Annotated in this window: 24 protein-coding genes; 14 read left to right on the plus strand and 10 right to left on the minus strand. The window is 72.0% G+C overall.

Going from position 1 to position 25161, the window contains the following annotated elements; genetic code table 11:
• Positions 1–38: 38 nt before the first annotated feature.
• Positions 39–563 (minus strand): phage tail protein, encoded by a 525-nt coding sequence (locus tag ADL29_RS34910; protein WP_053927533.1) that lies wholly within the window; start codon positions 561–563, stop codon positions 39–41.
• Between the two features lie 42 nt (positions 564–605).
• Positions 606–2456, minus strand: a complete 1851-nt coding sequence (locus ADL29_RS34915; RefSeq protein ID WP_053927534.1) for a phage tail sheath family protein — start codon at positions 2454–2456, stop codon at positions 606–608.
• Positions 2457–3202: 746 nt separating this feature from the next.
• Here ADL29_RS34915 and sucC point away from each other — a divergent pair.
• Positions 3203–4381, plus strand: coding sequence for an ADP-forming succinate--CoA ligase subunit beta (gene sucC / locus ADL29_RS34920; RefSeq protein ID WP_053927535.1), 1179 nt, complete (start codon positions 3203–3205; stop codon positions 4379–4381).
• Between the two features lie 21 nt (positions 4382–4402).
• Positions 4403–5287 (plus strand): succinate--CoA ligase subunit alpha, encoded by an 885-nt coding sequence (gene sucD, locus ADL29_RS34925; RefSeq protein WP_046926412.1) that lies wholly within the window; start codon positions 4403–4405, stop codon positions 5285–5287.
• 165 nt (positions 5288–5452) lie between these two features.
• On the opposite strand, the gene ADL29_RS34930 is transcribed toward sucD, so the two are convergent.
• Positions 5453–6379 (minus strand): SigE family RNA polymerase sigma factor, encoded by a 927-nt coding sequence (locus ADL29_RS34930; protein ID WP_107095163.1) that lies wholly within the window; start codon positions 6377–6379, stop codon positions 5453–5455.
• A gap of 99 nt (positions 6380–6478) precedes the next feature.
• Between ADL29_RS34930 and ADL29_RS34935 the strand changes: the two genes are divergently transcribed.
• Complete coding sequence (locus ADL29_RS34935) at positions 6479–8260, plus strand: cell division protein PerM (RefSeq protein ID WP_053927536.1); 1782 nt, start codon at positions 6479–6481, stop codon at positions 8258–8260.
• Positions 8261–8462: 202 nt separating this feature from the next.
• On the opposite strand, the gene ADL29_RS34940 is transcribed toward ADL29_RS34935, so the two are convergent.
• Positions 8463–9533 (minus strand): hypothetical protein, encoded by a 1071-nt coding sequence (locus ADL29_RS34940; RefSeq protein ID WP_053927537.1) that lies wholly within the window; start codon positions 9531–9533, stop codon positions 8463–8465.
• A 292-nt stretch (positions 9534–9825) separates the two neighbouring features.
• Here ADL29_RS34940 and purN point away from each other — a divergent pair, with 292 nt between their 5' ends.
• Both purN and purH read left to right on the plus strand, forming a co-directional pair.
• On the plus strand, positions 9826–10491 hold the full coding sequence (purN, locus tag ADL29_RS34945; protein ID WP_053927538.1) for a phosphoribosylglycinamide formyltransferase: 666 nt from the start codon (positions 9826–9828) through the stop codon (positions 10489–10491).
• Positions 10488–12053 carry a bifunctional phosphoribosylaminoimidazolecarboxamide formyltransferase/IMP cyclohydrolase gene (purH, locus tag ADL29_RS34950; protein ID WP_053927539.1) on the plus strand — a complete coding sequence of 522 codons (1566 nt, stop codon included), beginning with the start codon at positions 10488–10490 and terminating at the stop codon, positions 12051–12053. The genes purN and purH overlap by 4 nt, the downstream gene beginning before the upstream one ends.
• A 77-nt stretch (positions 12054–12130) precedes the next feature.
• Here the strand turns inward: purH and ADL29_RS34955 are convergent, their stop codons facing one another.
• Positions 12131–12703 (minus strand): hypothetical protein, encoded by a 573-nt coding sequence (locus tag ADL29_RS34955; protein ID WP_053927540.1) that lies wholly within the window; start codon positions 12701–12703, stop codon positions 12131–12133.
• 115 nt (positions 12704–12818) lie between these two features.
• Entirely contained in the window at positions 12819–13511 is a 693-nt protein-coding gene (locus ADL29_RS34960) for an RDD family protein (protein ID WP_053927541.1), read from the minus strand.
• A 243-nt stretch (positions 13512–13754) separates the two neighbouring features.
• Here ADL29_RS34960 and ADL29_RS34965 point away from each other — a divergent pair, with 243 nt between their 5' ends.
• From ADL29_RS34965 to ADL29_RS34975, 3 genes are all read left to right on the plus strand, one after another.
• Positions 13755–14609, plus strand: coding sequence for a bifunctional methylenetetrahydrofolate dehydrogenase/methenyltetrahydrofolate cyclohydrolase (locus tag ADL29_RS34965; RefSeq protein ID WP_046926406.1), 855 nt, complete (start codon positions 13755–13757; stop codon positions 14607–14609).
• Between the two features lie 29 nt (positions 14610–14638).
• Entirely contained in the window at positions 14639–15067 is a 429-nt protein-coding gene (locus ADL29_RS34970; RefSeq protein WP_053927542.1) for a DUF3017 domain-containing protein, read from the plus strand.
• Between the two features lie 79 nt (positions 15068–15146).
• Positions 15147–16364: an NADP-dependent isocitrate dehydrogenase gene (locus tag ADL29_RS34975; protein WP_053927543.1), complete on the plus strand. Its 1218-nt coding sequence runs from the start codon at positions 15147–15149 to the stop codon at positions 16362–16364.
• A gap of 85 nt (positions 16365–16449) precedes the next feature.
• Here the strand turns inward: ADL29_RS34975 and ADL29_RS34980 are convergent, their stop codons facing one another.
• Positions 16450–17319, minus strand: coding sequence for an alpha/beta fold hydrolase (locus tag ADL29_RS34980; protein WP_053927544.1), 870 nt, complete (start codon positions 17317–17319; stop codon positions 16450–16452).
• Positions 17320–17421: 102 nt separating this feature from the next.
• Positions 17422–17943 (minus strand): hypothetical protein, encoded by a 522-nt coding sequence (locus tag ADL29_RS34985; RefSeq protein WP_053927545.1) that lies wholly within the window; start codon positions 17941–17943, stop codon positions 17422–17424.
• Positions 17944–18464: 521 nt separating this feature from the next.
• Here ADL29_RS34985 and ADL29_RS34990 point away from each other — a divergent pair.
• The 5 genes from ADL29_RS34990 (at position 18465) to ADL29_RS35010 (ending at position 23575) form a co-directional block, all read left to right on the plus strand.
• Complete coding sequence (locus ADL29_RS34990) at positions 18465–19454, plus strand: malate dehydrogenase (protein WP_053927546.1); 990 nt, start codon at positions 18465–18467, stop codon at positions 19452–19454.
• A gap of 201 nt (positions 19455–19655) precedes the next feature.
• Positions 19656–21506, plus strand: a complete 1851-nt coding sequence (locus ADL29_RS34995; RefSeq protein WP_053927547.1) for a hypothetical protein — start codon at positions 19656–19658, stop codon at positions 21504–21506.
• Complete coding sequence (locus ADL29_RS35000) at positions 21493–21864, plus strand: hypothetical protein (RefSeq protein WP_053927548.1); 372 nt, start codon at positions 21493–21495, stop codon at positions 21862–21864. The genes ADL29_RS34995 and ADL29_RS35000 overlap by 14 nt, the downstream gene beginning before the upstream one ends.
• Positions 21861–22793 carry a hypothetical protein gene (locus ADL29_RS43135; protein WP_053927549.1) on the plus strand — a complete coding sequence of 311 codons (933 nt, stop codon included), beginning with the start codon at positions 21861–21863 and terminating at the stop codon, positions 22791–22793. Before ADL29_RS35000 ends, ADL29_RS43135 begins: the two co-directional genes overlap by 4 nt.
• Positions 22794–22939: 146 nt before the next feature.
• Positions 22940–23575, plus strand: a complete 636-nt coding sequence (locus ADL29_RS35010; RefSeq protein ID WP_053927550.1) for a hypothetical protein — start codon at positions 22940–22942, stop codon at positions 23573–23575.
• 21 nt (positions 23576–23596) lie between these two features.
• Here ADL29_RS35010 and ADL29_RS46170 read toward each other — a convergent pair whose 3' ends face one another.
• On the minus strand, positions 23597–23785 hold the full coding sequence (locus ADL29_RS46170) for a DUF5988 family protein (RefSeq protein WP_046926398.1): 189 nt from the start codon (positions 23783–23785) through the stop codon (positions 23597–23599).
• 247 nt (positions 23786–24032) lie between these two features.
• Here ADL29_RS46170 and ADL29_RS35020 point away from each other — a divergent pair, with 247 nt between their 5' ends.
• A complete protein-coding gene (locus tag ADL29_RS35020; protein ID WP_053927551.1) occupies positions 24033–24602 on the plus strand; it encodes a carboxymuconolactone decarboxylase family protein in 570 nt (189 codons plus the stop codon).
• Positions 24603–24619: 17 nt separating this feature from the next.
• Here the strand turns inward: ADL29_RS35020 and ADL29_RS35025 are convergent, their stop codons facing one another.
• On the minus strand, positions 24620–25132 hold the full coding sequence (locus ADL29_RS35025; protein WP_053927552.1) for an anthrone oxygenase family protein: 513 nt from the start codon (positions 25130–25132) through the stop codon (positions 24620–24622).
• Positions 25133–25161: the final 29 nt, after the last annotated feature.

Below are 25161 nucleotides of genomic sequence, written 5' to 3' on the forward strand. Positions count from 1 at the left end.
CGCTGGGTACGGATGCGGGGACCGGCGCGGGGACCGGTTCACGCCGGATGCGTGAACGACGGTTCCTCCGGCTCCGGCACCTCGTAGTCCCGCTCCCAGCCCTCGCACTCCAGCTTCAGGCTCTGGATGGCGACGGCGTTGGCGTTGGCGTCCATCTCGCCCAGGACCTGGTACTCGCTCGGCCAGGACCGGTAGATCTTGTGCGAGACGGCGACCTGCCCGGCCTCGTTGAGGACCTGGATGACGAGGTCCTTGCGGAAGTCGGCCAGCGAGACCTCGGAGCCGAGACCGGCGCCGACCTGCCAGACCTTGTTCGCCCAGCGGTCGAACTCCGGGTCGTGGGTGACCCCGCGCTCCAGGGTGATGCCCTCGAACTCCGAGCGGCCCGGGGACTTGCGCGGCGAGCTGGGGTCCCCGCCGTTGCGGTGCTTGACAACCTCGGTGGTGCGCTTCAGCGGGCTGATCTTGCTGACCCCCGCGACCGTACGGCCGTCCCACAGGACCAGGAACTTGAAGTTCTTGTACGGGTCGAAGCGATGGGCGTTGATCTGGAACTCAGCCATCGGATTCCCTCACCTCTCCTTTCCTGCACGTCATGCCGCTGGTCACCGGAGGTCGAACTGACCGGCCATCTGCTGGATCTTGACGATCACGAACTCCGCCGGCTTGACGGGCGCGATGCCGACCACGACATTCACGATCCCGTTCTCGATGTCCGCCGCGGTCGTGGTGTCCTTGTCGCACTTGACGAAGTACGCCTGGCGCGGAGTGCCGCCCTTGAACGCGCCCTTCTCGAAGAGCGAGTGCAGATAGGCCGAGGCATTGAGGCGGATCTGCTGCCAGAGCTGTTCGTTGTTGGGCTCGAAGACCACCCACTGCAGGCCGCGCAGCAAACTCTCCTCGATGTGCAGAGCCAGGCGCCGGACCGGCACGTACTTCCACTCGCTGTCGAGCGCGTCCGCGCCCTCGAGCGTACGGGCGCCCCAGACCAGGGGGCCGAGCACCGGGAAGGTCCGCAGGCAGTTGATGCCCAGCGGGTTCAGCAGGCCGTTCTCCCGGTCCGTCAGCCGGACGGTGAGCGAGTGCACGCCCGCCAGCCGCGCCTCGGTCCCCGCCGGCGCCTTCCACACGCCCCGCTCGCCGTCCGTACGGGCGATCACCCCTGCCAGGGCGCCGGACGGCGGGAAGGAGCGCAGCCGGCCGGAGAGCGGGTCGGTGAGCTGGAGGTGCGGGAAGTAGAGACCGGAGTGGTTGCTGCGGACCGGATCGAAGGCGGCGATGCCGGCACGGGCGGCGTCCACGCTGCCCCAGGCGGCGGGGGCGTCGACGAGGAGGAAGATCCGGCGCTCCTGGCACAGGCGCCCGGCCGCGGACAGCACCGTGACCGCGTCCTCGACCTTCTCGTACCCGGCCAGCTCGGGCAGGGCGAGGAGGTTGACGTCGTCGACGTCGCGCAGGGCCTGCAGGCCGCTCTTGCGGGACTCGCTGCCGATGAGGTCGCGGGGGCCGGGCGCCTCGCCGTCCTCGCCGCCGCACAGCGGGAAGACGGGCGGGTTGACGGAGGCCTCCAGCCCCAGGTCGTTGGCGCACTCACCGAGGAAGCGGACCGTGTCACCGGGGTCCAGGGAACCGGCCACGACCTGGATGCGGCGGCCGAACGCGGTGACCTCGGCCCCCGCGAAGGCGTGCTTCCCGGGGGCGTCCGGCAGGGAGCGGAGCTTGTGCTCCAGGAGGAGGGCGAGTTCGGTGACGTTGCACGGCGGCTCGCCGTCGCAGTCCGGGTCGTAGAGCGTGAACTCGCGCTCCACCTCGCCGATCTTGACCGTCAGATCGACGTTCAGATCGGGCAGTTCGTGGTGGAAGGCCTTGGAGACGGTGCCGGACGGGTCCGGGCGGCCCTCGCCGACGACCTCGACGCGGATCAGCGCGGAGCCGGCGTTGATCACCGTCTCGGCGTACCGGCCGTGGCAGGAGTCCATGGACAGACCGGAGAAGGACTCGCGGGCGGTGCCGTGCGCGTCGAGGACGTGGAGGTTGAAGGTCTCCTCGGGACACGGACTGTCGTGGTCGACCGCGACCCGCAGACCGTCGCCCCAGACGCCGGGCTCCTTGGCGTGCACCTCCAGCACCGGGCACTGGCTGTGGCCCTCGGTGGACTCCAGGGTGACGTGGGCGGCCTTGCCGCTGCCGGCCCTGGCTACCCGAACGATCACGGCGACCGTGCCGCCGTTGCCGAAGAACTGGTGGACGGCGTACGCGACCGGGCTCTGCGAGGTCAGACCGCCGAAGCGGCGCTCGAAGTCGGCGAAGCTGGTGATCCGTACCGGCTGGTTGAGCGGGCCGCGCCGGGTGTGACCGACGAACGCGGTCACCGATGTCGTAACGGTGGTGATGCTGCGGATGCTGCTGGGAAGCTCTTCGACATAGACGCCGGGATAGGTCGTATGTGTCGGCATTCCCCCTCCAATCCCTTCAGGCACCGAGTGTGAGGACACCAAGAAATCGAGAGAGAAGGGGGAGGGAAGGCGGGAGCGGAAGAGCCCACGGCCACGGCGCAGCGCTCCGCCCGCGGTCGTGCATTCCCCCCACTACCCATCAAGTTCCCCCGTCTGCACCCGGTGCGGAACGATCTGCCGACCGACCAGCACGGGACCAAGCCCGAAACGCACGACAGCGCATGACCGTGCACGACTTCGGCTTGTGACTCCTGATGCGTAAGTGCTCAACTGCTCAACGCATCCTCCGCTGCGGGGAGTTGAGGGGTCAAGAGGGCTTTCCGGACACCGTTTGAGGGGGTGTTGTGCGGGTGCTTTTCCGGGTCCCCGCAAACGGAATCCCGGACCGGCCCCGGAGCACCCCGGTCCGGCGGAGCCACCGGCCGAATCGCCGCCGGAATCGCCAGGGAAGGGGCGCACCGGGGGAAACGGGTCAGTTCCCGGACGGCGTCCGGGTGTCGCCGGGCGTTCGGCCAAACGATCTGTGACCGTTATCTCTGTGACCGTAATCACCGCCGGAGTGTGATCTGTGATTTAGGGAGCCAGGTGCAGCGGCGATAACCTGCGGGACGGACATGCCGCGTATTCGGACACCGTGTACGCCTCCCCTGTGACAGCGCCGTCACGTTGCCCTTCGCGGCACGCCCATCGCAGACAACGAACCGCGATCACTACGGCGATTCTGAGAAGACAAGGGACGGACGCGCGTGGACCTGTTCGAGTACCAGGCGAGGGACCTCTTCGCCAAGCACGGTGTACCGGTGCTGGCCGGTGAAGTCATCGACACGCCTGAGGCGGCCCGCGAGGCGACCGAGCGGCTGGGCGGCAAGTCCGTCGTCAAGGCCCAGGTGAAGGTCGGCGGCCGCGGCAAGGCCGGCGGCGTCAAGCTGGCCGCCACCCCGGACGAGGCCGTCGCCCGCGCGACGGACATCCTCGGCATGGACATCAAGGGCCACACGGTCCACAAGGTGATGATCGCCGAGACCGCTCCGGAGATCGCCGAGGAGTACTACGTCTCGTACCTCCTCGACCGCACCAACCGCACCTTCCTGGCCATGGCCTCGGTCGCCGGCGGCATGGACATCGAGGAGGTCGCCGCGACGACCCCCGAGAAGCTCGCCAAGGTGCCGGTCGACGCCAACGAGGGCGTCTCGATCGAGAAGGCCCGCGAGATCGTCGCCCAGGCGCAGTTCCCGGCCGAGGTCGCCGAGAAGGTGGCCGAGGTCCTGGTCACCCTGTGGAAGACCTTCATCGCCGAGGACGCGCTCCTGGTCGAGGTCAACCCGCTCGCCAAGGTCGCCAGCGGTGACGTCCTCGCCCTCGACGGCAAGGTCTCCCTGGACGCCAACGCCGAGTTCCGCCAGGCCGAGCACGCGGCCCTCGAGGACAAGGACGCAGCCAACCCGCTCGAGGCTGCGGCCAAGGCCAAGGGCCTCAACTACGTCAAGCTCGACGGCCAGGTCGGCATCATCGGCAACGGCGCGGGTCTCGTCATGAGCACCCTGGACGTCGTCGCCTACGCCGGTGAGAACCACGGCGGCGTCAAGCCCGCCAACTTCCTCGACATCGGCGGCGGCGCCTCCGCCGAGGTCATGGCGAACGGCCTGGAGATCATCCTCGGCGACCCGGACGTCAAGTCCGTGTTCGTCAACGTCTTCGGCGGCATCACCGCCTGCGACGAGGTCGCCAAGGGCATCGTCCAGGCCCTGGAGCTGCTCAAGTCCAAGGGCGAGGACGTCACCAAGCCGCTGGTCGTGCGCCTCGACGGCAACAACGCGGAGCTGGGTCGCAAGATCCTCTCGGACGCGAACCACCCGCTGGTGCAGCGCGTGGACACGATGGATGGCGCGGCCGACAAGGCCGCCGAGCTGGCCGCGGCCAAGTAAGGGACGAGGGACTCCAACACCATGGCTATCTTCCTCACCAAGGACAGCAAGGTCATCGTCCAGGGGATGACCGGCGCCACCGGCATGAAGCACACCAAGCTGATGCTCGGTGACGGCACCAACATCGTCGGCGGTGTGAACCCCCGCAAGGCCGGCACGTCCGTCGACTTCGACGGCACCGAGGTCCCGGTCTTCGGCACGGTCGCCGAGGCGATGGAGAAGACGGGCGCCAACGTCTCCGTCCTCTTCGTGCCGCCGGCCTTCGCCAAGGCCGCCGTCGTCGAGGCCATCGACGCCGAGATCCCGCTCGCCGTCGTCATCACCGAGGGCATCGCCGTCCACGACTCCGCCGCCTTCTGGGCGTACGCGAAGTCCAAGGGCAACAAGACCCGCATCATCGGCCCGAACTGCCCCGGCCTGATCACCCCGGGTCAGTCCAACGCCGGCATCATCCCGGGCGACATCACCAAGCCCGGCCGCATCGGCCTGGTCTCGAAGTCCGGCACGCTGACCTACCAGATGATGTACGAGCTTCGTGACATCGGCTTCTCCTCGGCCGTCGGCATCGGTGGCGACCCGGTCATCGGCACCACGCACATCGACGCCCTCGAGGCGTTCCAGGCCGACCCCGACACCGACCTGATCGTGATGATCGGCGAGATCGGCGGCGACGCCGAGGAGCGCGCGGCCGACTACATCAAGGCCAACGTCACCAAGCCGGTCGTCGGCTACGTCGCGGGCTTCACCGCGCCCGAGGGCAAGACCATGGGCCACGCCGGCGCCATCGTCTCCGGCTCCTCCGGCACCGCCCAGGCGAAGAAGGAGGCCCTCGAGGCCGCCGGCGTCAAGGTCGGCAAGACCCCGTCGGAGACCGCGCGGCTGGCCCGCCAGGTCCTCGGCGGCTGACGGCCCGTCCGATCACCCGGCCGATCACCCCGTCGACAGTCAGCCGCTCGCCCGGCTGATCGCGTCGCCCGGCAACGGCCTGCCGTGGGCCCGTACCCCTGTGGGTGCGGGCCCACGGCCGTTCGCGGACACGTGCCGCACACGGCGGATGGCGCCGGACAGGCCCTAACGAAGACCGGGCGTCAGGCGGGCCTCGGCGGGAACGTGGAGGCGGCCACCGCGGCCCTTCCGTACGGACGGCGGCCTGCGTACGCCCTCGCGCTCGGCCTGCACGGCGGGCGTGGCGGACCGCGTGACCGTGGCCGTCGCCGGTCGGGTGGCCGTGGCCGACTGCGCGGCGGGCCGTCGCGGCGGCGGGGCGGAGCGGTCCGGGGCGGTGAGCACCGTCAGTACGGTCGCGGCCGTGATCAGCCCCGTCAGACCGAGCGCCGCGCCGGTGGTCCACCGGACGGTGCGCGCGCTCCCGGTCCGTACGGCGCGCGGGGCGGGCACCGTGACCTCGTGCGCGGCCGCCAGCCGGCTGAGCCGCGCCTGCAGCATCTGGCCCTGCCGGACCGGCGATTGACCGGCCAGCCCCAGCTCCGGCAGCTCCCCGGCGAGCCGCTCCCGCGCATGCATCAGCCGCCCGGCCGCCGCGGCCGTGCTCGCCTCCACCTCGGCCGCCGTCTCGTACAGACCGAGCCCCACCCCGTCGTGCAGCAGCAGCGTGCGCCGGTACGAGGCGGGCAACTCCACGAACGCGCACAGCAGCGCACGGTCCTCGGGCGTCCCGCCCTTCACGGTGACCCGGCGCCGGGGCCGGAACCGGTGCCACGGCGACAGCGCGTACTCGTACGCCGTCGCCCGCACCCACCCCGCCGGGTCCGCGTCCACCGCCACCTCCGGCCACCGCTGCCACGCCCGCTGGAACGCCCGCCGGACGGCCCGCCGCGCGAGCCGGGGCCGTCCGGTGAGCAGATACGCCTGGCGGATCAGGAGGGCGGAGTGCCGCCTGCACAGGTCGTCGAAGGCGGCGGACGGCGTGAGTTCGGCGGAGGGGGAGGACGGGGCGGGCGCGGGGTCGGGGGTCGGCTTCCGCTTGCGCTGGGTCATATCTGCAGTGTGGGAAAAGCGCATAAGCTGACGCAGCGCGACACGTCGGGCATTCCGTCACTACTGGGATGAAACGAGTGGAGTTGGCAGCATGACCATGTGAGCCAGGCGACCCAGCAGACCCCACCACACCCCTCCAGCCCCTCCTCCGCTCCCGCCATGGGCGCGGCCTTCGTGGGCGGAGCGCTCGCCGCAGCCCTCGGCCTCGGCGCACTCACGGTCGCCGTACTGCTCCTCTGGATCGCCTCCCCGTCCCCCGACGGCGCCCTCTCCCCGGCCCTGCACCTGTCCGCCGGCCTCTGGCTCCTCGCCCACGGCGGCGACCTCGTACGGGACACCACCCTCACCGGCACCCCGGCACCGCTCGCCGTGACCCCGCTGCTGCTCGCCGCCCTCCCCGTCTGGCTGCTGCACCGGGCCGCCCGGCACACCCTGGCGACGGCGGCCGGACCACGCGGCCCCTTCGGCGCACTGCTGGCCGGCTATCTGACGGTGGCGGGCGCGGCGGTGCTCTACGCCTCGGCCGGGTCGCTCGGCCCCGCCCCGCTCAGCGCCCTGCTCTGCGTCCCGGCCGCCGCGGTCACCGTCCTCGCCGTCACCGCCTGGCGCACCCTCGGCCGCGCCGCCACCGATCTGCTGCCCACCGCCGCCCGCCGACTGTCCGCCGGCCTGCCGGCCGCCGTACGGCACGCCACCGGCCGGCTCGCCCCCGCCGCCTGCCGGGCCGCCACCGCCGCCGTCCTCACCCTGCTCGCCGCGGGCGCCCTGCTCACCGCCCTCTCCCTCGCCCTGCACGCGGGCGACGCCTACCAGGACCTGTGCCGGCTCGCCCGCGACTGGGCCGGCCGCGGTACGGTGCTGCTGCTCTGCGTGCTGCTGCTGCCGAACGCCGCCGTCTGGGCCGTGGCGTACGGACTGGGCCCGGGCTTCATGGCCGGCCGAGGCGGCGCCATCGCCCCGCTGAGCACCTCCGGCCACCCGGCACTGCCCCACTTCCCGCTGCTCAGCGGCCTCCCCACACCGGGCACCGGCACCCTGCCGACCTGGACCCTGGCGGCAATCCCCCTGGCCGCAGGCGCGCTGCTCGCCCACCACGCGACCCGCCCCACAACCCCCCGCCGTGGCGCGCCCCGTTCGGCTTGGACGATCGCTTCGGACGCTTCGGACGCTTCGGACGCTTCGGACGCGGCACCCGGGGCGCCCGCTTCGGGCGCCTTGGGCGCCGCAGGCGCCGCGGAGAATGCCGCAGATGCCGCGGGCGCACCGACCGCCCCGGCCGTGCCGACCTCGCCGACCGCCCCGACCGCGCCGGACGACCCACCCGGCGCGCCCGGCCCCCTCCGGACCTGGCGCTCGGCCGCCTCCGTGGCCGCCCTGGGCGCCGTCCTCTGCGGCGCGGCGACGGCGGCGCTCGCGGGCCTGTCGGGCGGCGCGCTGGGCAGCGGCGTGCTGGCCGAATTCGGCCCCTGCTGGTGGCTTACGGGCCTGGCCGCGGCGGGCTGGACGCTGGTGACCGGCGTCCCGGGGACCCTGGCGCTGAGGGCGTGGCGACTGCGGGGGCAGGGGCGGGCGGGCTCGGGGGCCGGCGACGCGGATGAGCGTCAGGGTGCGGCGGCGGCTGCCGAGCCGCAGGCCGTGTCGCCGGCCGAGCCGCGCGCCGTATCGCCTGGGGCGGCGGGGGCGGACGGCGCGCCTGCGGCATCCGCCTCGCCTTCCGCGGCGACCGCTGGTCCGGCTGGTGACGTGCCCGGCTCGGAGCCTGTCGTGGCGGCTCGGGAGCGGGAGGCGTCGGGTCCGGCTCGGGAGCTGTCGTGCGGACCGTCCGTGGCTTCCGTGGCCTCCGTGGCGACCGAGGATCAGCCTCGTGCCATTGCCTCGTGACGCCGATGCCTCGTGACGCCGATGTCCGGTGATGCCAGGCGATGTCTGCCTCGCGTGGCTCTGCCTTGCCCGCCTCCTCATCTACCCCGGCAACGATGACGGAGAGTGATTCGTTCCCGAGGGCGGTCACCTTCTGTAGTGCGTAGGTGGCGCGCGCCCCTGCTGCGTTGCGCGCGCCCCTGCCGTCCCTGCTTCGCCGTACCTACTTCTGCGTGCCCAGCAGCGGTCGCAGTTCCTTGGGCAGCAGGCGCTCGCACGACTTGCCCGCCTGCTGGGTCAGGGCGTCGTCGACGCAGGTGAAGTAGTCGCGGTAGACGACCTGGACGGTGAAGGTGGCGGCCACCATCATCAGCGCCAGCGAGCCGGTGATGAGACCGGCGATGGCCGCGGTGGTCTGCGGCCGGGTCGAGACCGGGCCGGCCGGTGCGCCGAGCGGACCGCCGGGGGCCGGTGCGGGGCGGCCCTCCATCGCTGCGGTGGTCGCCGCCGCGGCCTGCTTCGCGGCGCCCGGCTTGGCGCGCAGCGAGCTGACGCCCCAGTAGACCGCCAGCGCGCCCAGCAGCAGGGAGATCTCCGGCAGGCTGAACAGTACGAAGAAGAACGACCACATACCGGAGAGCAGGGCGTAGCGCGCGCGGCGCTGGGCCGGGTCGGTGGGGTCCCAGCGCAGTCCGCCCGGTCCGCCGCCGGGCCCGCCCTGGCCGCCTTGCTGGCCGCGGCCGCCCGGCCGGGAGCCGAAGCCGCCGCTCTGCCGCCCCGGCTGGCGGCTGCTCCACTGGCTGCCCCAGGGCGGCGTCGGCTCGTCCTGCGGCGACTGCTCCTGGCCGCCGTTGCCGCCCTGGCCGTTCGGGTGGCGCGGGCGCCACTCCTGGTCGGGAGCGTCGGCCGGCGGGGGCGCGAAGGGGTTGTCCTTTTCGGGGGTGTGCGCACGACGCCGCTTGCCATCGGAGGGAGCGGAGGGGGAGGAGGGGGCAGAGGCGTCGGACCCACCGGAGGAGCCGGAGGCGCCGGGCGAGCCGGATGTCCCGGATGTGCCAGATGTGTTTGACGAGCCGGATGTGCCGGAAGGGTCAGAGCTGCCGGACGGATCGGAAGCCCCGGCCGCCGCCGCGGGATCCGTGGCACCTGGAGAACCCGCCGAATCGGCGCCCCCCGTCGCCCCCTGGCCCCCCGGCGAAGAGGACGACGGCGTGCGCTCGCGCAGCAGGAACGCCCCCGGGGCGGTGGCGGGCAGCGGGAGCAGGAGGGCCGTGCTGCGGCGTCGGTCCGTCATCTGGAGTGCGTCTTCCCCTTGTCTCGTCCGTACGCGGGCCGGCCGGCCGTGGCGCCCGGTTACCACGACTGCATGCAGTCTCAGGCCTGACGCTACCTCCCGTGCTCGCCCCCGTCCCGCGGGGGCCGCTCGGAGTGCCGGTATCGTTGCTGACGGTCGGCGCCTTCGTAGGGTTCCCCGGATCTGCGGTACCCGCGGCCTTGTACGACCACACAAATGCACGTGGGAGCACGCAGAGCGCGTGGGACCGACGCGCGCGAGTTCCGGAACAAGATCGAGAAAGAGCCCCGCCGTGGCTTCCTCCCCAGCCCCCACTCCGCCCGCCCGCCCGGCCGCCCCCGGCCGCCCGGCGCGCCTCGTCGTGCTCGTCTCCGGTTCCGGTACGAACCTGCAGGCGCTGCTGGACGCCATCGCCGAGCAGGGCCCGGACGCGTACGGCGCCGAGGTCGTGGCGGTCGGTGCCGACCGGGGCGCGATCGCGGGGCTGGAGCGCGCCGAACGGGCCGGTCTGCCGACCTACGTCTGCCGGGTCAAGGACTACGGCAGCCGGGAGGAGTGGGACGCGGCGCTCACCGAGGCGACCGCCGCCCATGAGCCCGATCTCGTCGTCTCGGCCGGTTTCATGAAGATCCTCGGGAAGGAATTCCTCGCCCGTTTCGGCGGCCGGATCCTCAATACCCACCCGGCGCTGCTGCCGAGTTTTCCCGGTGCCCACGGCGTACGCGATGCGCTCGCGTACGGCGCGAAGGTCACCGGATGCACCGTCCACTTCGTCGACGACGGCGTCGACACCGGCCCGATCATCGCCCAGGGTGTGGTCGAGGTCCGGGACGAGGACGACGAATCCGCGCTGCATGAGCGCATCAAGGAAGTCGAGCGATCGCTGCTCGTCGAGGTCGTGGGGCGTCTGGCCCGGCACGGCTACCGCATTGAGGGACGAAAGGTACGTATCTCGTGACCGCCACCGAAGGCACGAAGCGGCCCATCCGCCGCGCGCTGGTCAGCGTCTATGACAAGTCCGGTCTGGAGGAGCTGGCGCAGGGGCTGCACGCGGCGGGCGTCCAGCTCGTCTCGACCGGCTCGACGGCCGGGAAGATCGCCGCTGCCGGGGTGCCGGTCACCAAGGTCGAGGAGCTGACGGGCTTCCCGGAGTGCCTCGACGGCCGGGTCAAGACCCTGCACCCCAAGGTGCACGCCGGCATCCTCGCCGACCTGCGGCTGGCCGACCACCAGAAGCAGCTGGCCGACCTGGGCGTGGAGCCGTTCGACCTCGTCGTCGTGAACCTGTACCCGTTCCGGGAGACGGTCGCCTCCGGTGCCACCCCCGACGAGTGCGTGGAGCAGATCGACATCGGCGGCCCCTCGATGGTCCGTGCCGCCGCCAAGAACCACCCGTCGGTGGCCGTTGTCGTCAACCCGCAGCGGTACGAGGACGTGCTCGCGGCCGTCGCCGCCGGCGGCTTCGACCTGACCGCCCGCAAGCGGCTGGCCGCCGAGGCGTTCCAGCACACCGCGGCGTACGACGTGGCCGTGGCGTCGTGGTTCGCGGAGGACTACGCCGCCGCCGACGACTCGGACTTCCCCGAGTTCCTCGGCGCCACCTACGAGCGCAAGAACGTCCTGCGCTACGGCGAGAACCCGCACCAGGCCGCCGCGCTCTACGTCGACGGCACGGGCGGCCTCGCCGACGCCGAGCAGCTGCACGGCAAGGAGATGTCGTACAACAACTTCACGGACACCGAGGCCGCCCGCCGGGCCGCCTACGACCAGTCCGAGCCGTGTGTGGCGATCATCAAGCACGCCAACCCCTGCGGTATCGCGGTCGGCGCGGACGTCGCCGTGGCGCACCGCAAGGCGCATGAGTGCGACCCGGTGTCCGCGTACGGCGGGGTGATCGCGGTCAACCGTCCGGTGAGCAAGGCGATGGCCGAGCAGGTCGCGGAGATCTTCACCGAGGTCATCGTGGCCCCGGGGTACGAGGACGGTGCGCTCGAGGCGCTGTCCCGCAAGAAGAACATCCGTGTGCTGCGGTGCCCTGACGCCCCGTCGAACCCGGTCGAGGTCAAGGCCATCGACGGCGGTGCGCTGCTCCAGGTCACCGACCGGCTGCAGGCCGAGGGCGACGACCCGGCCACCTGGACGCTGGCCGCGGGCGAGGCGCTGTCCGCCGAGGAGCTGGCCGAGCTGGCCTTCGCCTGGCGGGCGAGCCGTGCGGTGAAGTCCAATGCGATCCTGCTCGCCAAGGACGGTGCCACGGTCGGCGTGGGCATGGGCCAGGTCAACCGCGTGGACTCGGCGAAGCTGGCCGTGCAGCGCGCGGGCGAGGAGCGGGCGCGCGGTGCGTACGCCGCCTCGGACGCGTTCTTCCCGTTCCCCGACGGTTTCGAGGTGCTGGCCGAGGCCGGCGTCAAGGCCGTGGCGCAGCCCGGCGGTTCGATCCGCGACGAGGCCGTCGTGGAGGCCGCGAAGAAGGCGGGCGTGACGATGTACTTCACCGGGACGCGGCACTTCTTCCACTGAGCGGCCGTCAACGGCCGGTAGCGAAAGGGCCGCACCCCGCGTGTGTGGGGTGCGGCCCTTCCGGCGTCGGCACGGCGTCAGTAACGCGGCCGGTTGAACCAGGCCTGGCCTTCGTCCTTCGAGACGAAGACGATGATCAGGATCCCGAGGACGGTGTGCACCAGGCCGAGCGGGAAGACGACGAAGCTGGCCAGCGTGTTGGCGACGCCGAAGATGATGGTCGTGGTGCGGACGCCGGTGCCGCCCTTGCCGAACTGCGAGGCCGCCGTGATGGCGAGCACCGTGAAGACCACGATCAGCACGATCAGGGTGATCAGCAGCCCCTTGCCGACGCTGAACGCGGCCAGGTCGTCATCAGTGGCGTAGGTGGCGTGCTTCGAAGCCTTGCTGACGGCGCTCAGGCCGGCCACGGCGCCTATGAGGCCGAGGAGGTTCATGCCGGCGAGGACGAACAGCATCACGCGGGCGGCCTTCACCCCGCCGGGCATGCCGTTCAGCACCGGCGCGCCCGGCATTCCCATGCCCGGCATTCCGGCGCCCGGGTAGGGAGGCCCGTACGGCGAGGGCTGCGGCGGCTGCTGCTGCGGGTACCCGTATCCGGGCTGCTGGCCCGGCGGCGGACCGTAGGGGTTCTGGTTCGGATAGCTCACGAGCGGTGTCCTTCAGACGTCTGGAACGGTAGAGCGCCGCGAAGGCCCCGGTCGCGGCGATGCGAGGGGGCCTTCAGGGCGTTGGACTCGGGGTCCCTGCGGTGCGGGGTCCGCCTCACTGGGCGCGGACGACCACCGTACTGACGATCTTGTCGGCGAAGGTCTGGTTCTTCTCGTCCCACAGCGGCCACCAGAAGCCGAGGCCGCACATCGGGGCGTCCAGGATGTGGCAGAAGCGGCGGCCGAGCGCCAGGCCGAAGCCGGGGACCTGGCCGTTCATCTCGCGGACGGTCCGGATGCCCACGATCTTCTTGCCCGGGGTCTGGCCCGTGTTGCCTTCCTTGACGAGGAAGATGATCTGGAGGGTGAGGGCGATCAGGTAGCCGATCCCGACCAGGATGAAGTAGCTGGCCGGCGGGCCCGCCGCGTCCGCCTGGCACGTGTAGTCGTTGTAGGCGCACGACGGGGTGTCGGACGAGGCCCAGATGACACCGGCGATGATGGCCAGGACGACCGGAGCGGCCGCGACCATCAGGCCGTCGAGCAGCGAGGCACCCACGCGCGCCCCCCAGCTCGCGAAGGGCATCGGCATACCCGGCATACCGACCTGCCCGGGGTAGCCGTAGCCCGGCGCGGCCTGCTGCGGGTAGCCGTACTGGGCGGGCTGCTGCGGCGCGCCGTACGGCTGCTGCTGCGGGTAGCCGTAGCCCGGCTGGCCGCCCTGCGGGGGCATGCCCGGCTGCGGGGCGCCGTACGGGCCCTGCGGCGGCTGCTGGCCGTAGGGGTTGTTCGGGTCGCCGAAGCTCATTTGCTGTTTTCCTCCGTGTGGGTCAGTGGGGGACGACGCGGCGTGACTCGGAGGAAATACAGGTTTTTTCTGGCCCGCCCCCGACGATGCCTGCGGCACTGAACGACAATCCTTCTAGTTGCGGCTTGGCTCTGTCCAGTCAAGGCGTTAAGGCGTTGTCCAAGTGCAATGATCAATTCCGGCCACCGGTGTTCTGCGTGCCCTGATTGGAACGCGGCCGCCCTCATCCGGGAGGATGGGGGTATGACTGCCCAGATTCTCGATGGCAAGGCCACCGCCGCAGCGATCAAGTCCGAGCTCTCCGCCCGCGTTGAGGCGCTGAAGGCCAAGGGTGTCCAGCCCGGCCTGGGCACTCTCCTGGTCGGCGACGACCCCGGCAGCCGCTGGTACGTCAACGGCAAGCACCGCGACTGCGCCCAGGTCGGCATCGCCTCCATCCAGCGCGAACTGCCTGCGACCGCCACCCAGGAGGAGATCGAGGCGGTCGTCCGGGAGCTCAACGAGGACCCGGCCTGCACCGGCTACATCGTCCAACTCCCGCTCCCCAAGGGCATCGACACCAACCGCGTCCTGGAGCTGATGGACCCGGCCAAGGACGCCGACGGTCTGCACCCGGTGAGCCTGGGCAAGCTGGTGCTGGGTGTCGAGGGCCCGCTGCCGTGCACCCCGTACGGCATCGTCCAGCTGCTGCGCCGGCACGGTGTGGAGATCAAGGGCGCGGATGTGGTCGTGGTCGGCCGCGGTATCACCATCGGCCGCCCGATGCCGCTCGTCCTTACCCGCAAGTCCGAAAATGCCACGGTGACGCAGTGCCACACCGGCACCCGTGACCTGTCCGCGCACCTCAAGCAGGCCGACATCATCGTCGCCGCGGCCGGTGTGCCGCACATCATCAAGCCCGAGGACGTCAAGCCGGGCGCGGCCGTCCTGGACGTCGGCGTCAGCCGTGACGAGGCGGGAAAGATCGTCGGCGATGTGCACCCGGGTGTCGCCGAGGTGGCCGGCTGGGTCGCCCCCAACCCGGGCGGCGTCGGCCCGATGACCCGCGCCCAGCTGCTGGTCAACGTCGTCGAGGCCGCCGAGCGCGCGGCCGGCTGACCCGTACCGACCCGAAGGGAGTGCCCCGCATGGCTGCCGAAGCGCACTCGGAACAGGCGTCCGAGCCCCAGCGCACCTCGCGCCGCTTCCCGCGGTTCACGCGGGACACCGCCCGCCCGGAAGGCGGCGGCCGCGCCGCGCCGGGCGGCCGTCCCGCGCCCGCCCGGCAGTGGCCGCTCCTGGCGGTGATGGGCGGCGTCGCGGCCGGGCTGCTGCTCGTGGCGGTCGACGCGTTCCGCGTCGGCACGCTGCTGATCGGCCTGTCCCTGCTGGCGGGGGCGGCGCTGCGCTGGGCGCTCCCGTCGGTGGGGATGCTGGCCGTACGCTCCCGCTTCACCGATCTGCTCACCTACGGGGTGCTCGGCTTCGTGATCGTGATGCTGTCGATGATGGTGCAGCCCAAGCCGTGGATCCACATCCCGTTCCTGGACGACATCGTGCACTTCACCGTGCGCTAGGACCTGCCCGGGGGTGTCCGCGCCGGGTCGCGCGCCCGGCGTCCGGCTTCCGGGGGTCCGCCGTGAGTACCGTGACGTCATGGCCAAGATCCAGGTAGCCAACCCCGTCGTCGAGCTCGACGGCGACGAGATGACCCGCATCCTGTGGTCCTTCATCAAGGACAAGCTGATCCTCCCCTACCTCGATGTCGACCTGAAGTACTTCGACCTCGGCATCGAGCACCGTGACGCGACCCACGACCAGGTGACCACCGATGCCGCCCGCGCCGTCCAGCGGTACGGCGTCGGCGTGAAATGCGCCACCATCACCCCGGACGAGGCGCGGGTCGAGGAGTTCAACCTCAAGGCGATGTACCCCTCGCCGAACGCCACCCTCCGCAACGCGCTCGGCGGCGTGATCTTCCGCGAGCCGGTCATCATGGCGAATGTGCCGCGGCTGGTCCCGGGCTGGACCCGGCCGATCGTCGTCGGCCGGCACGTCTTCGGCGACCAGTACCGCGCCACCGATCTGCGGGTCCCGGGTCCCGGCACGCTCACCCTGACCTTCACCCCGAAGGACGGTTCCGAGCCGCTCGAGGTGGAGGTCCACGAGTTCCCGGGTTCCGGCGTGGCGCTGGCGATGTACAACCACGACGCGTCCGTCCGCGACTTCGCCCGCGCCGCGTTCCGCTACGGCCTCGCCCGCGGCTACCCCGTCTACCTCTCCACGAAGAACACCGTCCTGAAGAAGTACGACGGCCGCTTCAAGGAGCTCTTCCAGGAGGTCTTCGACGCCGAGTTCGCCGAGGACTTCCGGGCCGGGGGGCTTTCGTACGAGCACCGGCTGATCGGCGACATGGTCGCGATGGCCCTCAGGTCGCCCGGCGGCTATGTCTGGGCGTGCAAGAACTACGACGGCGACGTCCAGTCCGATGTCGTCGCGCAGGGCTTCGGTTCGCTCGGCCTGATGACCTCCGTCCTGATGTCCCCCGACGGCCGCACCACCGTGGCCGAGGCCGCCCATGGCACGGTCACCCGCCACTACCGCCGCCATCAGCAGGGCAAGGCCACCTCGACCAACCCGATCGCCTCCGTCTTCGCCTGGACCCGCGGCCTCGCGCACCGGGGCCGGCTGGACGGCACCCCGGAGGTCACCCGTTTCGCGGAGGCGCTGGAGCGGGTATGCGGGGAGACGGTGGAGGGCGGGCAGATGACCAGGGATCTGGCGCTGCTGATCTCGCCGGACGCGCCGTGGCTGACCACGGAGCAGTTCCTGGATGCCCTCGACGTCAACCTGCGGGCGAAGATGGCCGGTTGAGCACCCCCGGCATCGGGTTTTTCCGGGCATAAGGGCGGCGGCCCGCCCCCGGTGCGGGGAAGGGTCCGCCGCCTGGTCCGCAGGGCTAACGCGCCCAGAACGCTGCCAGCGCCGCGGCCGTCTCCTGCGGCCGGTGGACGTTCGGGGAGTGCCCGCCGCCGTCGATCACCACCCGCTCCGCGCCCAGGCGCCGGGCCATCTCGTCCAGCCACGGCACCGGCCAGGTGCGGTCCGCCGACCCGGACACCACCAGCTTGCGCAGCGGGGCCGCCGCCAGTTCGGTGACGCGGTCCGGTTCGGCGATCAACTGGCGTCCGGTGGCGATGAGTTGCTCCGGTGTGGTGCCCATCCAGCGCCGGTGATGGAAGGCGTCGACCTCGGAGGCGGCCGCCGCCGTTCCCCCGTCCGCGTCCATGGCCTGCATCACCTGCCAGATGTCATCCATGTCCATCCCGCCCAGCGCGTCGATCAGCATGCTCGTACGGACCTGCTGCGCCGTCTCGATCGCGGCCGGGCCGCAGTTCATGAGGGTCAGCGAGGCCCAGGGGAGCGGCGAGGGGGCGGCGTCGAGCACCGCGGCGCGGGCGATCAGACCGCCGAGGGAGTGCCCCAGGAGATGCAGCGGTCCGCCGCCGTCCCGGGTGAGGGCGTCGCTCTGGGCGACGACGTCCAGTGCCAACTCCCGTTGCGCGTACGCCGATTCCTCGCGCGGGCCGGCCGACTCGTACTGTCCGCGCCCGTCGACCGCCACGGCACGGAACCCGGCCTGCGCCAGCGGGGCGAGCAGCGGCAGGAAGTCCTCCTTGCTGCCGGAGAACCCGGGGAGCAGAAGCGCGGTGCCACGACGGGCCGCGAGGGGCGGCGCCGCGTCCAGGACGGCGAAGGATCCGCGGTCGGTGCGCAGCTGGTAGGCGTTGACGCCGGTCGGTACGTCGATGGTCAGCACTCGGCTCATGACGCGGAACCCTATGGGGCGGGTGCTTTTCGGCGGTAACTCCGTTACCCCGCAGGGGTGGTGGGGTCGGCGGAGTGCTGACCATCGGCGGGGATCCCGGCCTCAGCGGGGGTTCCAGCCGCCCATCCGGCCGATCAGCCGCCACACCGTGCGCTCGGCCCGGCGCTCCGCCTGGCGCCGGTCCTCCCAGGACAGCGCCGGGCGCCCGTACAGCTGGGTCGACAGGGTGTTGACCTGCTCCTCGATCATCCGCAGATGGCGGCCCAGGCGCAGGATGCCCTGGTTGCTGTCGCGCCACCACACCAGCGAGAAGGCGACGATCACCAGGGCGATGTAGAGGTTCGGGCGGTTGAAGGTCAGTCCGCCGTTCCCGGCCACCACGGCCGATATCACGCCGGCGAAACCGGCTATCTGTGTACGGGCCCCGATGCGCTGGGTGATCTCGGAGCGTAAGGCGTCGTACTCGCGCATCAGGAGGCCGATGATCGCGGTCTGCTGTTCGGCGGTCCCAGCGGCCGTGGGCGGGGGAGGGGGTGAGGGAGGGGCGGCGACCGGGGGATCTCCGGCAACCGGTGGATTTCCCGCCGCCGGTCCCGTCACCGGTGGATTTCCCGACATGGTCATCCTTGCCTCCTCGCGTCGGCGGAGCCGTCCGCAGCCGTATGGAGCAGTTCGGAACAGTTCGGAGCAGTTCGGACGGAGTGATTTCCCGCCAGGGGGAGGGCCAACCCCGGCCGCCCGGGGGCACGACCGGCGCACGCGGGTGTCGTCGGCGGGCTGCCGTGCCTCTGTGCGCCCTGGCCGGGATTCGGCGTCATCAGGTATGGCCGAAATCAGGGGGGCATGACGGCGGCGTTCCCGGGCAGGCGACCTACACCCCCCCACGGGTTCGGCACAGCCCGGCGGTCGCCCGTGTCCCCCCTCTCAGAGCGGGCGGCCGCCGCCCTGTACCGGGTTCGCGACACCCGGTGAGGTGTCCCACACCGGCCCGCGGCTTGTGCCGCCCGGGGGTCCGATAGCCTGACGGCCGGGTCTCTCGATACCAAGAGACCTCGATGAGACCTCGATAACCGGGCAGGGACACCCACCGCCACCCATGGTGGTCCGGGGGCTTGCCCCCAGAAAACGTCGCGCAGGAGATCGCCATGACCCGCACTCCCGTCAATGTCACCGTGACCGGCGCCGCCGGCCAGATCGGTTACGCCCTCCTCTTCCGTATCGCTTCCGGTCACCTCCTCGGCGCGGATGTCCCGGTCAAGCTGCGCCTTCTGGAGATCCCGCAGGGCCTCAAGGCCGCCGAGGGCACCGCCATGGAGCTGGACGACTGCGCCTTCCCGCTGCTCCGGGGCATCGACATCTCCGACGACCCGAACGTGGCCTTCGACGGCGCGAACGTCGCCCTGCTCGTCGGCGCCCGCCCCCGTACCAAGGGCATGGAGCGCGGCGACCTGCTGGAGGCGAACGGCGGCATCTTCAAGCCGCAGGGCGCCGCCATCAACGCGCACGCCGCGGACGACATCAAGGTCCTGGTCGTCGGCAACCCCGCCAACACCAACGCGCTGATCGCCCAGGCCGCCGCGCCGGACGTACCGGCCGAGCGGTTCACCGCGATGACCCGTCTGGACCACAACCGCGCCATCTCGCAGCTCGCGCAGAAGACCGGCACCCCGGTCTCCGAGATCCGCAAGCTGACGATCTGGGGCAACCACTCCGCGACCCAGTACCCGGACATCTTCCACGCCGAGGTCGCGGGCAAGAACGCCGCCGAGGTCGTGAACGACCAGACCTGGCTGGCCGACACCTTCATCCCGACCGTCGCCAAGCGCGGCGCGGCGATCATCGAGGCCCGTGGCGCGTCGTCCGCCGCCTCCGCCGCGAACGCCGCCATCGACCACGTCCACACCTGGGTCAACGGCACCGCCGACGGCGACTGGACCTCCATGGGTATCCCCTCGGACGGCTCCTACGGCGTCCCGGAGGGCCTGATCTCCTCCTTCCCCGTCACCACCAAGGACGGCAAGTACGAGATCGTCCAGGGCCTGGAGATCAACGACTTCTCCCGTGAGCGCATCGACGCCTCCGTCAAGGAGCTGGCGGAGGAGCGCGAGGCGGTCCGCGGCCTCGGCCTCATCTGACCCCGGCGCACCCGCCGCTCCCGGCAGCGGTACCACGAGCCCGCACGGCCCCAACGGCCGTGCGGGCTCTGCCGTTTCACCGCTCCGCCGCACTCTGGGTAATGGCGCTGACACGGCGCGGCCCGCTCCCTTATGCTGCGCTTCCCCCCCCACACGCCGCGGCCCGTCCGTGGTGGCCCGCTGGTGCTTCAGGGAAGGCAGATGACCCGTATCGATGTGCCTCGACAGCCCGGCGACCCGGAGGGCACCGCGCGATTAACCAAGCAGCCGGCGGGCTCCGATCCGCCCGCACAGCCCCCGCCCCCGCCGCCCGAGCCGCACTCCGTGACCCCGCCGGGCGCCAGCGAGGCCACCCGGCTGCTGTGCGCCGGCACGTACATGGACGAGAGCTACCGCGATGCGGTCATCGACGAGCTGTACGTCCACGAGGAGCGGTTCGCCGCGCCCTCCCTCGGCATCGACGCGGCCCGGGTGCTCGCCCACGCGCTGCGTGCCCGCCGCCTCCAACTGGGCTGGGCGGCGGCGATCCTGCTGGTGTGGATCGTGGCCGTCCCGCTGTCGTCCGGGCTGGCGGTGCTCTACCTCTATCCCATCGCCGTGATGGCGCTCGCCCGCTTCATGAGCGGTCTGACCTTCCTCCCGCCGTGGCTGTCCGTCATCGGCCCGTTCGTGCTGCGCTGGTACGGGCGGATCTCCCTGCTGGTGTTCTTGGTGGTGCTGCTGGTGGCGGCGTTCGGCGGCGGTGACGGCCTCGCCGGGTTCGGGCGTTCGCTGCTGCCGGATCTGCTGAGCCCGGACTCCGGACCGGACTACTCGACGTACTCGGCCATGGACGCCACCAGCGCCTACGACGCCTCCGCCGGCAGCGGGTTCGCCGACGCCCTGGCCGTCTGGTCCACGCTGCTGCTGTTGCCGGCGGTGGCCGTCCTGGTCGCTCTGCAGCGCGGCCAGTTCGCCCGCGCGCTGGCCGACGAGCTGTCCAGGGAGCGCTTCCCCGACGTGATGTCCGACCCCGCCGAGCGCGCCGAGGGCCTCCGCTTCCGGAGGCTGCGGGACCGGGTGCGGACCGAGCAGCACGGGCCGCTGATGATGTACCGGGCCGCCAACCCGTTCTGCGGCGCGGGTGTCCCGTACCGGACCTGGTCCCTGTCGGTGGAGCTCAGCCCCCGGCCGGACCGCACGACCGAGCCGCTGGACAACGCCGCCTTCCTGGAGCGCATCGTCCCCCTGGTGGCCGCGCTGCGGGTGCCGTCACCGCACGGTTCGCCGGAGCGGGCGGCCGCGGTGCGGGACCGGCTGCGTGCGCTCGAGATCGACGAGTGCGTCTTCCTGCCCGCCGAGGGGCTGCCGTCCCGGGCGGCGGCGCCGTACGCACCCGCGGAGTTCGAGGAACACCGTGCCGAGGCGGTCGAGGAAGGCGGCGAGACCCGCCGGCACTTCCTGCGGATCCGGGTCGGCGGCTGGAACGAGGGCGTGGTCACCACGGTCTTCGTACGGGTGCACACGCAGGGCGGCATGCTGATGCTGGAGGTCGCCCCGCATGTGCTGTGGCCGCTGCGGCAGCTCTTCCAGGACGCCGACCGGATCGCCCACCAGTACCGGCACCACCACCGCTTCGGCCGGGCCGTCTGGGCCCTGGCCGCCACGCCGCGCTCGGCCGGACAGGCCCTGCTGACCCTGCTGCGCGGCTTGCTGTCGCTGTGGCGGCTGGGCACCGGAGGGTACGGGGCCGCGCTGCCCGAGGGCCCCGCCGTCTCCGTACGCGAACTGGGCTCCTACAACGAGTCCTCGCTCTTCCAGGACATGGACGTCGCCCGCTATCTGAAGACCATTCAGCAGCGGGTGGCGGCGGGCGTGACCACGGCGCTGCGCGAGGCCGGCTACCGGACCGAGGAGTTCGAGCAGCGGGTCGTCCATGTCGCGGAGGGCGGTACGTACATCGAGTCCGCACAGGGCGCGATCGGCATCGGCGACCACAACACGATCACCCACAACGCCACCACTCCGCGTGGCGCCGCGTCGAAGGGAAGCAAGAAGAGTGGCAACGGCTGACGAACGCGACAACGGCATCCACATCGGCAGCGTCCGGGGCGCCTTCGCCATCGGCAACCACAACACGGTGACCCACAACGAGGGCGCCGCACCGGCCGTGGACCCGGCGCAGGAGGAGCTGCTGCGCGCCGTCCGGGAGCTGCGCGACGATCTGTCCCGGGCGGTGCCCAGCCCCCAGATCGCCGCCCTGAGCAGCGAACTCGCCGGCACGGAGGCGGAGATCACCGATTCCGGCGCGGCCGGTCCCGGCCGGCTGTCGCGGCTGCGGACAGCCCTCACCGACGCCGGCGCCGTCGTCGGCCTGCTGGCATCCGGGACGGCGGTCGGCCAGGCCGTCGCGGCCCTGGCGGGAGGGTGACGGCGCGGGGCGGGGGCGCGGCCCGCTGGAACCGCGAGACCCAGCGCTGGGAGGACGGCACCCCGCCGCCCGCCGCCTATACGGGGCCGATGCCGCCCCGGCCGCACTTCCGGCCGTCGGCGGGCACCGCGCCGGGCGCCCCGGTTCCCGCGCAGGACACGGGCCCGGACCCCGCCCCGTGCCCCGGCCGGGAACCCGTTCCGCCGGCCGGCCCGGACGAGGGCGTCCTCCTCGTCCCCGGGCCGCCCGACGCCGTACCCGGCCCGGCCCGCCGCACCATGGCGCTCGCCGCCGGGACGGCGGTGGCCGTGATCGCGGCCGGTCTCGGCGGCGGCTATCTGCTGTGGCGCGGCGATGACGCCGACCCGGCCGCGGCCCCCGCCAGGAGCTCCGCGAAGCCCACCCCGTCCACCCCGTCCACCGGCCCCTCGGCAGCCACCGCCCCGCCGGTGTCCTCCGGTCCCCCCGAGGGCTTCCGCACCGTCCACGACGAAGAGGGCTTCACCCTCGCGGTGCCCAGCGGCTGGCAGCGCGAGAAGCGCAAGAACGGCGTCTTCTACCTCTCGCCGGACGGGCACGGGCTGGTGCAGGTCTTCCAGAACACCGACGCGCCCGGCACACCGCGCGAGGCGCTGGAGAACACCTCCGACGAGCTGTCCCACTCAGCCCGCAACCCCGGCTACGAGCAGATCGGCCTCGGACCGCTGCCCGGCCCGGCCCCGGACTCGGCCTCGGACGCCTACCAGCTGGTCTACGCCTATGACAGCGAGGACGTGGGCGACCGCGTCAAGGTGGTCGACTGCGCCTTCACGGCCTCCGACGGCCGCCAGTTCGCCGTGCTCGTCCGGGGCACCGAGGCCGAGTGGCCCCAGCAGGAGCAGATCCAGCGGATCGCCCTGCGGTCCTTCGCCCCCGGGACCGCGGGATGACCCGGGACCGCGGGATGACGCGGGACCGCGCGGTGAGAGGCTGTGCGGGACGGCGCCCGGCACACGGTGCGGCGCGCCGTCCGGCACGTCATCCGGAACCCAACCCGGCCCCTACAGCAGCGCGTTCTGCAGCGGAGTGATACGGCATGACCCACGGCACGGGCGCACTCGAGCAGTTGCTGGACCGGGGGCGCGGTCCGATGGGCCCGTCGATCGAGCTGGACTTCGGCGTCCCGGCCGGGCCCCTGGCCGAGCTCGGCCGGACCCTCTCCCGTATCAACGGCTTCTTCCTCTTCGACGCCGGCGTCCAGGTCTTCCGGGCGGGCGACGACGGCCTCGGCCCCGACCTGCTGGCCTGGAACGACGGCGAGACCTGGAAGGACACCTACGACGGCCTGGCCGACGACGTGTTCTGCTTCGGCCAGGACATCTTCGGTACCCAGTTCGCCGTCGTCGGCGGCGAGGAGGTCGTCCGCTTCAACCCGGAGACGGCTGAAACCACCGCGATCGGCCCCGGCCTCGACGCCTGGGCGCAGTGGCTGCTCGACGACCCGGACGTGAACGGCGCAGCGTCCTTCGCCCATGCCTTCCAGAAGCAGCACGGCGCCCTGGACCCGAACGAGCGGCTGGTCCCGCGGCAGTTCTTCGTCACCGGCGGCGGCTACGGCTTCGACAACTTCGCCGTCCACGACGCCGCCACCGCGATGCGCATCCGCGGCCCCCTGGCCCAGCAGATCCACGACCTGCCGGACGGCACCCGGCTCCGCATCGACGTCCGCTGACCCGCGGCCCGGTCCGTCGCGCTACCCGGGCAGCTCCGTCCGCTCCCACCACTCGTACACCGGCAGCGTGCCCTCGGCGGTCGTCTTCGTCCGCCCGGTGGCCCGGAAGTGCTCGTACCCGGCCAGATACGGGATCTTCAGCTCGGTCGTCCCCGGGGGATCGATCGCCACGATCAGCCCCGGGAATTCATCGGGGCCGCCCTCCAGCACCGCCTTCTCCGGCGTCCCGCCCCCGCCATCCGCGCCACCCGTGTCATGAGCCTTGTCCTTAGCCATGTCCGAATTGTCTTGCGGGGGTGGCGGCGCGGGGCGGCGGCTCGCCGACGGACGGTGACGAGGTACCCGCCTCGCCGCCGCCCGTGTCACATCCGCCGGCGCCCGCCCGTCGTACGGAGTGACAGCACCACCCGAGCGAGACAACCCGAGCGAGCACACACTCGTACGAGGAGGCACCTCCATGGCACGAATCTCTCTCACTCCGCCCCGCACCCTCACGCTGCGGCTGGCCGAGTGGTACTCCCGGCGCGCATACGGCAAGGTCATGGAGCCCGCGCTGGTCTACGCGCACCACCCCAAGCTCCTTCGCGCCTACTTCGCCTTCGAGGCGAAGGCGGGCCGGTGGAAGGCGCTGGACCCCACCCTCAAGCACCTGGCGGTGATGATCTCGTCGGCGCGGATCGGCTGCTCGTGGTGCCTGGACTTCGGCCACTGGGAGGCGGACCGGCTCGGGCTGCCGCTGGAGAAGATCAGCAAGGTGCCGGAGTGGCGGGCGCACGAGGAGTCGTTCACCGAGACGGAACGGCTGGTCATGGAGTACGCGGAGGCCGTGACCGACACCCCGCCGACGGTCACCGACGAACTGGCGGAACGCCTGCGCAGCCAGCTGGGCGACAAGGCCTTCGTGGAGCTGACCACCATGGTGGCGCTGGAGAACTTCCGCTCCCGGGTGAACGGCGCGATGGGCCTGCGCAGCCAGGGCTTCTCCGACAGCTGCGCGGTCCCGCCGCGGGGCGGGACGGGTGCGTAGTCCCGCCACCCGGCCCCTTACGCGGCGCCCCCGCCGATCCGCCCGTGCAGGACCAGTGCCCAGACCAGGCACCCCAGCGCGGCGGTACCGGAGACCGCGCGCACCACGTTCCACCGCACCCACCGGGCCTCGAACCGCTCGCGGACGGCGGCCGGACCGCCGTCCGCGTCGGTCTCTCCCGCCGCCTCGAGCCGGTCGTTCAGCGGCACGTTCACCGCGAAGGTCGTGCCGATCAGGACCAGGTACAGCGCCAGCGCCGCCACCACCCACGGCAGTACGGCATGTCCGTCCGCCCGCAGATGCATTCCGGCGGCCACCGCGGTGAACACCAGCGCCCCGAAGAACCCCAGCGCGAACCACCCGTTGAGGATGGCCACATTGATCCGCCGCATCGCGGTCACGAACGTCCGGTCGTCCGACTGCCGCAGGCCGGGCATGACGGCACAGGCAAAGGCGTAGAAGAGGCCGGCGCTGAGGCCTGTGGTGACGGTGGCGGCGATCAGGGCGGCGGTGCGGATGGTGTCGTACATGGCGGTCCCCCCTTGGGTGTTGTGGCGTC

The sequence above is a fragment of the Streptomyces chattanoogensis genome (assembly GCF_001294335.1).
Taxonomy (GTDB): Bacteria; Actinomycetota; Actinomycetes; order Streptomycetales; family Streptomycetaceae; genus Streptomyces; species Streptomyces chattanoogensis.